Raw genomic sequence first — 14,070 nt, forward strand, 5'->3', positions numbered from 1 at the left:
CCGACGATCTTACCCCGCGAAGCGGGGCAGTAAAATGAGCAAAATGTGCAAAGTCTTTTGCTAAATGAGCAATAATCCCGCTACCAGCCAACGCGGGCTTCGAAGCCGCCGTCGCGGGCGTTGGCAAACTCGACGCGCATGCCATGCAGCGAGGCGATGCGCCGGACGATAGACAAGCCCAGGCCGCTGCCCGGAGCATCCTGACCCGGTGGGCGATAGAAACGCTCGCCGATGCGCGCCAGCGCCTGCGGGCTGATGCCGGGGCCGTTATCGCGGACCCGAAACTCGCGGGCGTTGAGGGTGATATCGACCTGGCTGCCGCGCGGGCTGTAGCGCACCGCGTTATCCAGCAGATTGCGCACCAGCAGGCTGAGGAGCAGCGGCTGGCCGGTGCGGGAGATGCCAGAGGCATTAAGATGCAGGCGCAGCTCAATCCCGGACTGCTGCGCCGGGTGGTACATCTCCATTACCGCCGACTGCAGCAGGTCGTCGAGGGCGACCGGCTGCAGGTCGTCGAGGGCGACCGGCTGCAGGTCGTCCAGCTGGGCGAGCGAGTCCAGCCGCGACAGCGTCAGCAGCTGATCCACCAGACGGGTGGCGCGATCGATCCCCTGATGGAGCTGAGCCAGGGCTTTCTCCCGCCCTTGTGGATCGTCCAGAGAGAGCTGGGCGACTTCAGTCTGCACCTTCAGCGCCGCCAACGGGCTGCGCAGCTCGTGGGCGGCATCAGAGGTAAACCGACGCTCGCGCAGCATGACGTCGTGGGTGCGCTGGAACAGCTGATTCAGCGCTTCGACCAGTGGGCGGACTTCAGGGGGGATCTTCTCCACGCTGAGCGATTCCGCCGAGTCCGGCGCGCGCAGACGCAGCGTGCGCGCCAGATGTTTCAACGGCGCCAGTTCGCGGCTTAACAGCACGATGAGCAGCACGAACATCAGCGGCAGGGCGACCATCCACGGAGTGAGCTGCGAGGTGACAATGTCCATCGCCATTTCGCGGCGATAATCCCACTCCTGGCCGACGGCGATGCGGTGGCGGCCATCGGCGGTGGTTAACCACAGGAAGCGCCACTCGTCATCATCGCCGCGCAGGTAGCCATCGCTAAAGCCCTCACGCTGCGAGTGCCACTGTATATCCTCTCCGTTCTCGCCGTCGTTAAGCACCATTTTGCCGTCGCGGGTGAAGATGGCGAACGCTAGCGCATCGTCGTCGATATGCCCGTGGCGCACCTTTTTCTTTTCCCCGAGCGATGCCGGCGGGGCGCGCAGTTCATCGAAATGCATGGCGCTCAGGCGGCGGGCGAACAGCAGCAGCTGGGTATCAAACAGCTTATCCAGCTTTTTACTGGTCTGCTGCCAGGCGATCACGCTGGCCACGCCCCAGGCAGCGGCGGTCAGCACGGCAAACAGCAGCGTCAGGCGCAGGCGCAGGCTCAGGCGGGCAAGTCGTTTCATGCGTCACCCAGGGTATAGCCGATGCCGTGGACGGTGCGGATAAATTCACTGCCGAGTTTGCGCCGCAGATGGTGGACGTGAACTTCCACGGCGTTGCTGGAGACCTCGTCGTCCCAGTTGTAGAGCTTTTCTTCAATAAGCTTACGCGGCAGCACGCGCCCGGCGTTACGCAGCAGCAGTTCCAGCAGGGCGAACTCCTTCGGCTTCAGCGTCAGGCTTTCGCCGTCGAGGCTGGCGGTTAAGCGGTTCGGGTCAAGGCGTACCTTGCCGTGGCGCAACTCGCTGCTGCTCTGGCCGTGGGCACGGCGGATCAATGCTTCGAGGCGGGCCGCTACCTCAATCAGGGCGAAAGGTTTGCACAGATAATCATCGGCGCCCAGGCGCAGCCCCTCCACCCGCTGGCTGAGCGCATCGCGGGCGGTGAGGATCAGCACCGGTTCATGGCGGCCTTTGTCGCGCCACTCGCGCAGAATCTCGAGGCCATCAACGCCAGGAAGAGTGAGATCAAGAATTGCCGCGTCGTAGGGGGCGCTGTATAGGGCGTTTTTGCCCTCCAGCCCGGCGGTAAACCAGTCGATGCTGAAGCCCATTTTGCTTAGCCCGGCCTTAATGCCATCGCCGATTAACTTGTCATCTTCCACCAATAATATGCGCATTTTCCCTCCTGCCAACCCGGCTGCTCTGCGCAGTAAACCGCGTTGCGACCGGGGTTGTACAGCATTAAAATTTCTTTTTTCCCCTTAAGAAGTCGTTAAGTTTTGTCGGGCGTAATAGGAGCCATATCAACACGAAGGGAGAACACATCATGAAGAAAATTGCTGCGATGACCGCGATCGTTGCCCTGGTTTCCATGCCGGTGCTGGCTGCCGGACAGGGCGGGTATACCGGTCCTTCTGCGACCACGCCGGCAAGTTCAACCACCCAGGGCGGCGGCTTCACCGGCCCGAGCGGCGCGGTCACCACCGTCACCAATGTCAAATCGCTGCGGGACGATACCTGGGTGACCCTGCGCGGCAAAATCACCGAGCGCGTTTCCGACGATCTGTATAAGTTCCAGGATGCTACCGGAGTGATCAATGTCGATATCGACCACAAACGCTGGAACGGCGTCACCGTCGGCCCACAGGACACGGTAGAAATTCAGGGGGAAGTCGATAAGGACTGGAACTCGGTGGAAATCGACGTTAAACAGATCCGTAAAATCGCGCCATAAGTCTCCGTCGGATAAGCGCAAGATCGGTCAGGCATCGCTATCCTCGCTCTGTCAGAGTATGTCGCGAGGAGGAGACGATGAACGATATTAAGGCCAGCCCGGGGTATGTCGGGCGCTTCCAGCGCGTCTGTAGGTACATTGCGCACCATCTTGATGAGCCGCTGTCGCTGGAGATGCTGAGCGCGATAGCGCACAGTTCGCCTTACCATTTTCACCGGCAATTTAGCGCTTATACCGGCATTCCCTTGTACCGGTATATTCAGTGGTTGCGTCTGCGTCGCGCCTGTTGGCGCCTGGCGTTCAACCCCCGCGATAAAGTCATCGATATTGCCCTTGATGCCGGATTTCAGAATGCGGAGTCGTTCAGTCGTGCCTTCCGTACCGCGTTTGACCAAAGCCCGACCCAGTTCCGTCAGCAACCGGACTGGGCCGAGTGGCATCGACGCGTACCGAAACATACGCTACAGGAGCAAACGTCGATGGACGTCAACATTATTTCGTTCCCCACCACCCGGATAGCCGTACTGCAACATCGCGGCAGCCCGGACCTTGTCAACGCCACCGCCGCGCGTTTTATCGCCTGGCGTAAAACGAGCGGATTATCGCCCATCGCCACCTGCGATACCTGGGGGATCGCCTGGGACGATCCGCAGACCACCCCGCAGGGGGAATTTCGTTTTGACATCTGCGGTACGGTCGCACGGCCGGTCGGTGAAAACGCCTTTGGCGTGATTAACGGCGAAATCCCCGGCGGACGCTGCGCCGTCGTGCGCCATCACGGCTCGCTGGACACGCTGGCGAACAGCGTTTGGTTTCTCTATCGCGACTGGTTACCCGCTTCAGGCGAGAAGTTACGGGATTTTCCGGTGTACTTCCGTTACCTCAATTTTGTCCATGAGGTGGCTGAGCATGAGCTGCAAACCGATATTTATCTGCCGCTGGCCTGATTAAGGTGACGGAATCCTCAACCGATCTCACGGCCTGTGACTCAGGGCGTGAGATCGGGTATTATCGCGGGTAGTTTTGCCGTCCGAACGGTCGGTACCCAGATTGAGGATCCACGATTAATGAGCGATATGGCAGAGCGCCTTGCGCTGCATGAATTTACGGAAAATGCTTACCTGAACTACTCCATGTACGTGATCATGGACAGGGCATTACCGTTTATTGGCGATGGCTTAAAACCGGTCCAGCGTCGCATCGTCTATGCGATGTCCGAACTGGGGCTGAACGCCAGCGCCAAATTCAAAAAGTCCGCCCGCACCGTCGGCGACGTGCTGGGTAAATATCACCCGCACGGCGACAGCGCCTGCTATGAAGCGATGGTGCTGATGGCGCAACCCTTCTCCTATCGCTATCCGCTGGTGGATGGCCAGGGGAACTGGGGGGCGCCGGACGATCCGAAATCCTTCGCCGCCATGCGTTACACCGAATCCCGCCTGTCGAAGTATGCCGAGCTGCTGCTCAGCGAGCTGGGGCAGGGGACGGTCGACTGGGTGCCAAACTTTGACGGCACGCTGCAGGAGCCGAAAATGCTGCCGGCGCGCCTGCCAAACATCCTGCTCAACGGCACCACCGGCATCGCGGTGGGCATGGCGACCGATATTCCGCCGCACAACCTGCGTGAAGTAGCGAAAGCGGCGATTACGCTGATTGAGCAGCCGAAAACGACCCTCGACGAACTGCTGGATATCGTCCAGGGGCCGGATTTCCCGACCGAGGCGGAGATCATCACTTCGCGGGCGGAAATTCGCAAAATCTACCAGAACGGACGCGGTTCTGTGCGCATGCGCGCGGTGTGGAGCAAAGAGGACGGCGCGGTAGTGATCAGCGCGCTGCCGCACCAGGTCTCCGGCGCCAAAGTTCTGGAGCAAATTGCGGCGCAGATGCGCAATAAAAAGCTGCCGATGGTGGATGACCTGCGCGACGAATCGGACCACGAAAATCCGACCCGTCTGGTGATCGTCCCGCGCTCCAACCGGGTGGATATGGAGCAGGTGATGAACCATCTGTTCGCCACCACCGATCTGGAGAAGAGCTACCGCATCAACCTCAATATGATCGGTCTCGACGGCCGCCCGGCGGTAAAAAACCTGCTGGAGATCCTCAGCGAATGGCTGGTGTTCCGTCGTGATACCGTACGTCGCCGTCTGAACCACCGGTTAGAGAAGGTCCTTAAGCGCCTGCATATCCTCGAAGGTTTGCTGGTGGCGTTCCTTAATATCGATGAAGTCATTGAGATCATCCGCACGGAAGATGAGCCGAAGCCAGCTCTGATGTCGCGCTTTGCCATCAGCGAAACCCAGGCGGAAGCGATTCTGGAACTGAAGCTGCGCCATCTCGCCAAACTGGAAGAGATGAAGATCCGCGGCGAGCAGAACGAGCTGGAAAAAGAGCGCGATCAGCTGCAGGCGATTCTGGCCTCTGAACGTAAGATGAACAATCTGCTGAAGAAAGAGCTGCAGGCCGATGCCGATGCTTTCGGCGACGATCGCCGCTCGCCGCTTCACGAGCGTGAAGAAGCGAAAGCGATGAGCGAGCATGACATGCTGCCGTCTGAGCCGGTGACTATCGTTCTGTCGCAGATGGGCTGGGTGCGCAGCGCCAAAGGGCACGACATTGACGCCCAGGGCTTAAGCTATAAGGCGGGCGACAGCTGGAAAGCCTCGGCGAAGGGCAAGAGCAACCAGCCGGTGGTGTTTATCGATACCACCGGGCGCAGCTATGCCATCGATCCGATTACTCTGCCCTCGGCGCGTGGCCAGGGTGAGCCGCTGACCGGTAAGCTCACGCTGCCGCCGGGCGCGACCGTGGAACATATGCTGATGGAAGGCGACGATCAGAAACTGCTGATGGCCTCCGACGCCGGCTACGGTTTTGTCTGCACCTTTAACGATCTGGTGGCGCGCAACCGCGCCGGTAAAGCGTTGATCACCCTGCCTGACAACGCGCATGTGATGCCGCCGCTGGTCATTGAGGACGAGTCCGATATGCTGCTGGCCATCACCGCCGCCGGGCGGATGCTGATGTTCCCGGTCAGCGATCTGCCGCAGCTGTCGAAAGGCAAGGGCAACAAAATCATCAACATTCCCGCGGCGGAAGCCGCCGCCGGCCAGGACGGCCTCGCACATCTGTTTGTCCTGCCGCCGCAGAGTACGCTGACCATTCACGTCGGCAAACGGAAGATCAAACTGCGTCCGGAAGAGCTGCAAAAAGTCACCGGCGAGCGCGGCCGCCGCGGTTCGCTGATGCGCGGGCTGCAGAAAATTGACCGTGTTGAAATTGACTCGCCGCGCCGTGCCGCGGCAGGCGATAGCGAAGAGTAAGCGCTTCTCCTCCCGTCTTTGACGGGAGGAGGCGAAAAAATGCCGCAAAATCGTTGTTTATTCAGGCGTTGCGATTAACAATGTCCATCATCAGGGACCCAGGAAGAACGGTCCCGGCCTGCGCAGAACTCGTGAGCCTGCCTTCTGCCAGCAGCGAATAATTCTAAGCGGTTTGGGTTTTAGAGGTAGCTATGCTATTCATTTTTCGAGTAATTTTCGTGGTCATTTATTGCATCGTGGTGTGCATACTTGGCTGTCTGTACTGCTTGTTCAGCCCGCGTAATCCAAAACACGTTGCCACTTTCGGCCATCTGTTTGGCCGCTTATCCCCGGTGTTTGGCCTGAAGGTGGAGCTGCGCAAACCTGCCGACGCGGAAAGCTATGGCAACGCGATCTACATCGCTAACCACCAGAACAACTATGATATGGTGACGGCGTCTAACATCGTGCAGGCCCCGACGGTTACCGTGGGGAAAAAGAGCCTGCTGTGGATCCCGTTCTTTGGCCAGCTGTACTGGCTGACCGGTAATCTGCTGATTGACCGTAATAATCGAACCAAAGCGCACGGCACCATTGCCGAGGTCGTTAACGCCTTTAAAAAGCGTAAAATTTCGTTCTGGATGTTCCCGGAAGGGACCCGCAGCCGCGGCCGCGGTCTGCTGCCGTTTAAAACCGGCGCCTTCCACGCGGCTATTGCCGCCGGAGTGCCGATTATTCCGGTGTGTGTCTCGAATACATCGAATAAAATAAAGCTCAATCGCTGGAACAACGGTCTGGTGATTGTGGAAATGCTGCCGCCGGTGGATACCAGCCAGTTCGGTAAAGACAACGTGCGCGCGCTGGCGACGCATTGCCGCGAGCTGATGGCCGCCAAAATCGCTGAGCTGGACAACGAAGTGGCCGAGCGCGAAGCGGCCGGCAAGCAATAAGACAGGAAACGCCGCCACCGCGCGCGTATTGCTGGCGGGAAACGAATTCCCTTTTTCATTTGTCAGTATGTCATGGAGTTAATATGTCACTCAGTCGGCGTCAGTTTATTAAGGCTTCCGGCGTAGCGCTGTGCGCTGGCGCCGCGCCGCTGAAGGCCCATGCCGCCGGCCAGCAGCCTGCGCTGCCGGTTCCGCCGCTGCTGGAATCCCGTCGCGGTCAGCCGCTGTTTCTGACGCTGCAGCGTTCGCACTGGTCGTTTACGCCAGGCACCCGCGCCCCCGTCTGGGGGATCAATGGCCGCTATATGGGGCCGACGATCCGCGTCTGGAGCGGAGACGACGTCAAGCTTATCTACAGCAACCGTCTGACAGAGAACGTCGCGATGACCATCCGCGGCCTGCAGGTGCCGGGCCCGCTGATCGGCGGCGCGGCGCGCATGATGTCGCCGAACGCCGACTGGGCGCCGGTGCTGCCGATCCGCCAGAGTGCGGCGACGCTGTGGTACCAGGCCAATACGCCGAACCGGATGGCGAAGCAGGTCTATAACGGTCTGGCCGGCATGTGGCTGGTGGAGGATGAGGTGAGCAAGAACCTGCCGATCCCTAACCACTATGGCGTCGATGACTTCCCGGTGATAATTCAGGATAAACGGCTGGATAACTTCGGCACGCCGGAATATAGCGAACCGGGCAGCGGCGGCTTCGTCGGCGACACGCTGCTGGTCAATGGCGTGCAGAGCCCCTATGTCGAAGTGTCGCGCGGCTGGGTGCGACTGCGCCTGCTGAACGCCTCCAACTCCCGGCGCTATCAGCTACAGATGAGCGATGGCCGACTGCTGCATGTCATTTCCGGCGACCAGGGGTTCCTGCCGGCGCCGGTTTCGCTCAAGCAGCTGTCGCTGGCGCCGGGGGAACGGCGTGAAATCCTGGTCGATATGACCAACGGCGATGAAGTGTCCATTACCTGCGGCGAAGCGGCGAGCATTGTCGACCGTATCCGCGGCTTTTTTGAACCGTCCAGCATTCTGGTCTCCACGCTGGTGCTGACCCTGCGCCCGACCGGGCTGCTGCCGCTGGTCACCGACAGTCTGCCGGTGCGTCTGCTGCCGACCGAGCTGCTCTCCGGTACGCCGATCCGCAGCCGGGATATCACCCTCGGCGACGATCCAGGGATTAACGGCCAGCTATGGGATCCGCAGCGTATTGATATTACGGCGCAGCAGGGGACCTGGGAGCGCTGGACAGTGCGCGCCGACCGCCCGCAGTCGTTCCATATTGAAGGGGTGATGTTCCAGATCCGTAACGTCAACGGTTCGACCCCTTTCCCGGAAGACCGCGGCTGGAAGGACACCGTGTGGGTCGACGGGCAGGTCGAACTGCTGGTCTACTACGCCCAGCCGTCGTGGCCGCACTTCCCGTTCCAGTATCTGAGCCAGACGCTGGAGCTGGCCGACCGCGGTTCGATTGGCCAGATGCTGGTGAATCCTGCGCCATAATCTCTTCGACCCTGGCCGGCATACGGTCAGGGTTTGAGAAAATCCTCCTTCATTTCCACTATCATTCCGGCTTATAATCCACGCCCTTTTGGTTATTTTTTTATCATTTTCCCCGGAAGCAATATGAGCGCAATATCCCTGATCCAACCGGATCGTGACCTTTTTTCCTGGCCGCAATACTGGGCTGCCTGTTTCGGCCCTGCGCCATTTTTACCGATGTCGCGTGAAGAGATGGATCAACTTGGCTGGGATAGCTGCGACATTATTCTGGTGACCGGCGACGCCTACGTCGACCACCCGAGCTTCGGGATGGCCATCTGCGGCCGAATGCTGGAAGCGCAGGGGTTCCGCGTGGGGATCATCTCCCAGCCGGACTGGAACACCAAAGACGACTTCATGCGTCTGGGCAAACCGAACCTGTTCTTCGGCGTGACCGCCGGCAACATGGACTCGATGATCAACCGCTACACCGCCGACCGTAAGCTGCGTCATGATGACGCTTACACCGCCGGCAACGTGGCGGGCAAGCGTCCGGACCGCGCCACCCTGGTCTACACCCAGCGCTGTAAAGAGGCGTGGAAAGATGTGCCCGTGATCCTCGGCGGCATCGAAGCCAGCCTGCGCCGTACCGCCCACTATGATTACTGGTCCGATACCGTGCGCCGCTCGGTGCTGGTGGACTCCAAGGCCGATATGCTGATGTTCGGCAACGGCGAGCGTCCGCTGGTGGAAGTGGCTCATCGCCTGGCGATGGGCGAAACCATAGATCAGATCCGCGATGTGCGCAATACCGCCATCATGGTGAAAGAGGCCCTCCCGGGCTGGAGCGGCGTTGACTCCACCCGTCTGGATACCCCGGGCAAAATCGACCCCATCCCGCACCCGTATGGTGAAGATCTGCCGTGTGCAGACAACAAACCGGTGGCCCCGAAAAAAGCCGAGGCTAAAGCCGTTGTCGTGCAGCCGCCGCGGCCAAAACCGTGGGAAAAGACCTATGTGCTGCTGCCCTCCTTCGAGAAGGTGAAAGGCGATAAGGTCCTGTACGCTCACGCCTCGCGCATTCTGCACCATGAAACCAACCCCGGCTGCGCCCGGGCGCTGATGCAAAAGCACGGCGAGCGCTACATCTGGATCAACCCGCCGGCAATCCCGCTCTCCACCGAAGAGATGGACAGCGTTTTCGCGCTGCCCTACAAGCGCGTGCCGCATCCTTCCTATGGCGATGCGCGCATCCCGGCGTATGAGATGATCCGCTTCTCTATCAACATCATGCGCGGCTGCTTCGGCGGCTGTTCGTTCTGCTCGATCACCGAGCACGAAGGACGCATTATCCAGAGCCGTTCTGAGGATTCGATCATCAATGAGATCGAAGCCATTCGCGACACGGTGCCGGGCTTTACCGGCGTGATCTCCGATCTCGGCGGACCCACCGCCAACATGTATATGCTGCGCTGCAAATCGCCACGCGCCGAGCAGACCTGTCGCCGTCTCTCCTGCGTCTACCCGGATATCTGCCCGCACATGGATACCAACCATGAGCCGACGATCAACCTTTACCGTCGCGCCCGCGAGCTGAAGGGCATCAAGAAGATCCTTATCGCCTCCGGGGTACGCTATGACATCGCGGTCGAAGATCCGCGCTATATTAAAGAGCTGGCGACCCACCACGTCGGCGGCTATCTGAAGATCGCGCCGGAGCATACCGAAGAGGGCCCGCTGTCGAAGATGATGAAGCCGGGAATGGGCAGCTACGACCGCTTTAAAGAGCTGTTCGACACCTATTCGAAGCAGGCGGGTAAAGAGCAGTATCTGATCCCGTACTTTATCTCCGCCCACCCGGGGACCCGTGATGAAGACATGGTGAACCTGGCGCTGTGGCTGAAGAAGCACCGCTTCCGTCTCGACCAGGTGCAGAACTTCTATCCGTCGCCGCTGGCGAACTCGACCACCATGTATTACACCGGCAAAAACCCGCTGGGCAAGATCGGCTATAAGAGTGAAGAGGTGGTGGTGCCGAAGGGCGATAAACAGCGCCGTCTGCACAAAGCGCTGCTGCGCTATCACGATCCGGCCAACTGGCCGCTGATCCGTCAGGCGCTGGAGGCGATGGGCAAGAAACACCTGATTGGCTCTCGTCGCGACTGCCTGGTGCCGGCGCCGACCCTGGATGAGATGCGCGAAGCGCGTCGCCAGAACCGTCATACCCGCCCGGCGCTGACCAAGCACACGCCGATTGCGCATCAGCGTTCTAACGGTGGCGCAACGGCGAAAAAGCCCGTCAAACGGGGTAAAGTCGCCGGGCGTTAAGCCTGACTTTGCGCCCGGCTGCGTTTCGCTGGCCGGGTGGTTTCTCAAGCCGGGCACGCATCAGCGCAGCCCGGCTTTTTTACCTGTTATCCGCCGAACTGATCCGGGTCAGGACCCAGACGCTTGCCCTGATCCAGCTTCGCAATCTCACCCAGCTCCTCTTTATCCAGGCGGAAATCCCAGACGTTAAAGTTTTCAGCGATGCGCGACGGCGTGACGGATTTCGGGATCACCACCAGACCGCTGTCGAGATGCCAGCGGATGACAATCTGCGCCGGCGTTTTACCATATTTATCAGCCAGCTGATGGATGACTTTCTGATCGAAGACGCCCTTACCGCCCTGGGCCAGCGGGCTCCAGGATTCGGTCTGGATCTTGTGGGTGGCGTTCCAGGCGTGCAGCTGCCGCTGCTGAAGCAGCGGATGCAGCTCTATCTGGTTGATCACCGGCGCGACGCCGGTTTCATCAATCAGCTTCTGCAGATGCGGCACCTGGAAATTACACACGCCGATGCTCTTCGCCAGCCCCTGCTGCTGCAGCTCAATCAGCGCCTGCCAGGCCTCGACGTAATGACCGATAGCCGGCACCGGCCAGTGGATTAAATAGAGATCCACATAGTCCAGTTTCAGCTTGCTGAGACTCTCTTTCAGCGCCTCGTGCGGCCGTTTTTGATCGTCGTTCCATAGCTTGGTGGTGATGAACAGCTCATTGCGATTGACGCCAGCGCTTTGCAGCGCGTTACCGACGCCAGCCTCATTTTGGTACGCGGCGGCGGTGTCAAAAGAGCGATAACCGACTTCCAGCGCCTTATGAATGGCGGAGACGACTTCCTCGTTGCCAGCTTTCCACACGCCGAGACCCAGCTGCGGCATCAGGTTGCCGTCGTGTAGTTTTATAACGGTTGGATGTGTCATGCCTTCCTCCTGTTAATGAACTCGGCGAAGCAGGATCCGCCGAGGGGTAGCATTAAGTCTGGACGAAATAGCTAAAAACGGTAGTAAAAACACCCCTCCCCGACGTTTGTTTAACGTAAGGAGAGGTGAATCAGGCGGGGTAACTTAGCGGGCAGCCTCGTAGATACGGCGGCTGACGTCAAGGGTGATATCCTGATGCTCGCCCAGTTTGGTCATGCCGTGCTCTTCCAGTTTCGCCAGCAGCGCCGGGATGGAGCTCCCGTCGAGACCGTAATCGGAAAGGCGGGTCGGCACCCCCATCTGCTCGAAGAACTGGCGCGTCGCGGCGATGGCGGCATCGATGCGCTGGTCGTCGGAGCCCTCGGTGATATGCCACACGCGCTCAGCATATTGCAGCAGCTTCTCGCGCTTGGTATCGCGCTTCTCATTCCACAGCGCCGGCAGAACGATAGCCAGCGTCTGGGCGTGATCGAGACCATGCATCGCCGTCAGTTCGTGACCAAGCATATGCGTTGCCCAGTCCTGCGGCACGCCAGCGCCGATCAGGCCGTTCAGCGCCTGGGTCGCGGCCCACATAATGTTGGCGCGCACGTTATAATTTTCCGGCTCCTGCAGCGCTTTCGGGCCATCCTCGATCAGGGTCAGGAGAATGCCTTCGGCGAAGCGGTCCTGAATTTTGCCGTCAACCGGGTAGGTGACGTACTGTTCGACGGTATGGACGAAAGCGTCAACCACGCCGTTGGCGACCTGGCGCGGCGGCAGGGTATAGGTGTAGACCGGGTCGAGGATCGCGAACTGAGGCTGAACGTGCGAAGACATAAACGCGCGTTTGTCGCCGGTAGTTTTCCGCGAAATCACCGCCCCTTTGTTTGATTCAGAACCGGTCGCCGGCAGAGTGAGAACCGAGCCCATTGGAATGGCGCTGGCGATCTTACTGCCATAGGTTTCCAGAATTTCCCACGGATCAATGTTGGCGTCATAGTGGGCTGCTGCCGCGATAAATTTGGTGCCATCCAGCACCGAACCGCCGCCGACCGCCAGCAGGAAAGTGACCTTCTCTTCGCGGGCGAGCTTCACCGCATTCATTAGGGTTTCGTAAGACGGGTTCGGCTCGATGCCGCCAAATTCAAGGACGTCCAGGCCATTCAGGGCGGTCAGTACCTGATCCAGGACGCCCGTTTTTTTCACGCTGCCGCCGCCGTAGGTGATCAGTACGCGAGCTTCCGCCGGGATCTGTTCACGCAGCTTTTCAATCGCGCCTTTGCCAAACAGAATGCGGGTTGGGGTATGCAGGTCAAAATTATTCATTGCTTGGGTCCTCCAAAGAGTAAAACTGCCGACAGGGACGATACCGCTGCCCGATGACGGTTATTGTGGTCCTCGCGCCGTTGCCCCTCAATGCACATTTCTGCCTATGTCTTGCCTATTTCTCCATATGGCTGGAGAATCCGCGGCGACCTGCGCACAATATATAGGTGAAGAAACATCGGGAGAGACGGTGGCAATGCAACACGCAGAGATATGTCGGACACTGACAGAGAAGGTTAACCAGCTGAAAGATAAGCACGAAATGTTAAGTTCGCTGCTACCTGACGTTCGCCTGCTGTACGGGACGCAGCCGGGACCGCGGATGCCGGTGATGTACCAGCCGGGGATCGTTTTTCTCTTTTCTGGCCATAAAATTGGTTATATCAATGAGCGGACGTTTCGCTACGATACAAACGAATATCTACTGCTGACCGTACCGCTGCCCTTCGAGTGCGAAACCTTTGCCACCCCGGAGGTGCCCCTGGCCGGGATGCGCCTGAACGTCGATATCCTGCAGCTGCAGGAGCTGCTGATGGACATTGGCGAGGATCCGCTGTTTCAGCCCGCCGTTGCCTCCAGCGGGATAAACTCCGCAGTGCTTTCGGAGGACATCTTGTGCGCTGCTGAACGGCTGCTCGACGTGATGGAGCGGCCGTTGGACGCGCGGATCCTTGGCAAGCAGATCGTCCGTGAAATCCTCTACTATGTGCTGACGGGACCCTGCGGCGGCGCGCTGCTGGCGCTGGTCAGCCGGCAGACCCACTTCAGCCTGATTAGCCGCGTGCTCAAGCATATCGAGAGTCAGTACACCGAAAACCTCAGCGTCGATCGGCTGGCGGCCGAAGCGAATATGAGCGTGTCGGCGTTTCACCATAATTTTAAAGCGGTGACCAGCACTTCGCCGCTGCAGTATCTGAAAACCTACCGTTTGCACAAGGCGCGCATGCTGATGATCCATGACGGCATGAAGGCCAGTGCGGCGGCGATACAGGTGGGCTATGAAAGTCCTTCCCAGTTCAGCCGCGAGTTTAAGCGCTACTTCGGGATGACGCCCGGGGAAGACGCCGCGCGTATTCGTATGATGCAGGGGATGTAAGACCGGGGGAGGGAGCAGGCCGGGCGG

At 59.5% G+C, this 14,070-nt stretch carries 11 protein-coding genes; 7 read left to right on the plus strand and 4 right to left on the minus strand.

The window, feature by feature from the left end; genetic code table 11:
- Nucleotides 1–80: 80 nt before the first annotated feature.
- The gene (gene qseC / locus ABLV76_RS09555; RefSeq protein WP_348878291.1) at nucleotides 81–1,454 is read right to left on the minus strand and encodes a quorum sensing histidine kinase QseC; all 1,374 of its coding nucleotides are present in this window, start codon (nucleotides 1,452–1,454) and stop codon (nucleotides 81–83) included.
- Nucleotides 1,451–2,110 (minus strand): quorum sensing response regulator transcription factor QseB, encoded by a 660-nt coding sequence (qseB, locus tag ABLV76_RS09560; protein ID WP_004205227.1) that lies wholly within the window; start codon nucleotides 2,108–2,110, stop codon nucleotides 1,451–1,453. The genes qseC and qseB overlap by 4 nt, the downstream gene beginning before the upstream one ends.
- Nucleotides 2,111–2,259: 149 nt before the next feature.
- On the opposite strand from qseB, the gene ABLV76_RS09565 reads away from it, so the two are divergent.
- From ABLV76_RS09565 to ABLV76_RS09590, 6 genes are all read left to right on the plus strand, one after another.
- Nucleotides 2,260–2,667, plus strand: coding sequence for a YgiW/YdeI family stress tolerance OB fold protein (locus ABLV76_RS09565; RefSeq protein WP_023319161.1), 408 nt, complete (start codon nucleotides 2,260–2,262; stop codon nucleotides 2,665–2,667).
- Nucleotides 2,668–2,744: 77 nt separating this feature from the next.
- Entirely contained in the window at nucleotides 2,745–3,614 is an 870-nt protein-coding gene (locus ABLV76_RS09570) for an AraC family transcriptional regulator (RefSeq protein WP_348878292.1), read from the plus strand.
- A gap of 120 nt (nucleotides 3,615–3,734) precedes the next feature.
- Nucleotides 3,735–5,993 carry a DNA topoisomerase IV subunit A gene (parC, locus tag ABLV76_RS09575; protein ID WP_004205224.1) on the plus strand — a complete coding sequence of 753 codons (2,259 nt, stop codon included), beginning with the start codon at nucleotides 3,735–3,737 and terminating at the stop codon, nucleotides 5,991–5,993.
- Nucleotides 5,994–6,184: 191 nt separating this feature from the next.
- Nucleotides 6,185–6,922, plus strand: coding sequence for a 1-acylglycerol-3-phosphate O-acyltransferase (plsC, locus tag ABLV76_RS09580; RefSeq protein WP_004205223.1), 738 nt, complete (start codon nucleotides 6,185–6,187; stop codon nucleotides 6,920–6,922).
- A gap of 83 nt (nucleotides 6,923–7,005) precedes the next feature.
- Entirely contained in the window at nucleotides 7,006–8,418 is a 1,413-nt protein-coding gene (gene ftsP, locus ABLV76_RS09585) for a cell division protein FtsP (RefSeq protein WP_004205222.1), read from the plus strand.
- A 33-nt stretch (nucleotides 8,419–8,451) separates the two neighbouring features.
- Nucleotides 8,452–10,725: a YgiQ family radical SAM protein gene (locus ABLV76_RS09590; protein WP_072140373.1), complete on the plus strand. Its 2,274-nt coding sequence runs from the start codon at nucleotides 8,452–8,454 to the stop codon at nucleotides 10,723–10,725.
- Between the two features lie 86 nt (nucleotides 10,726–10,811).
- Here the strand turns inward: ABLV76_RS09590 and dkgA are convergent, their stop codons facing one another.
- Together dkgA and yqhD are read right to left on the minus strand one after the other, a co-directional pair.
- Nucleotides 10,812–11,639: a 2,5-didehydrogluconate reductase DkgA gene (dkgA, locus tag ABLV76_RS09595; RefSeq protein WP_048325746.1), complete on the minus strand. Its 828-nt coding sequence runs from the start codon at nucleotides 11,637–11,639 to the stop codon at nucleotides 10,812–10,814.
- A gap of 144 nt (nucleotides 11,640–11,783) precedes the next feature.
- On the minus strand, nucleotides 11,784–12,947 hold the full coding sequence (gene yqhD / locus ABLV76_RS09600; RefSeq protein ID WP_044524721.1) for an alcohol dehydrogenase: 1,164 nt from the start codon (nucleotides 12,945–12,947) through the stop codon (nucleotides 11,784–11,786).
- A gap of 196 nt (nucleotides 12,948–13,143) precedes the next feature.
- On the opposite strand from yqhD, the gene ABLV76_RS09605 reads away from it, so the two are divergent.
- Entirely contained in the window at nucleotides 13,144–14,043 is a 900-nt protein-coding gene (locus tag ABLV76_RS09605) for an AraC family transcriptional regulator (RefSeq protein WP_023319156.1), read from the plus strand.
- The last annotated feature ends 27 nt before the right edge of the window (nucleotides 14,044–14,070 follow it).

Source organism: Klebsiella sp. GB_Kp047 (genome assembly GCF_040065235.1).
GTDB classification, from domain to species: Bacteria; Pseudomonadota; Gammaproteobacteria; order Enterobacterales; family Enterobacteriaceae; genus Klebsiella; species Klebsiella quasipneumoniae.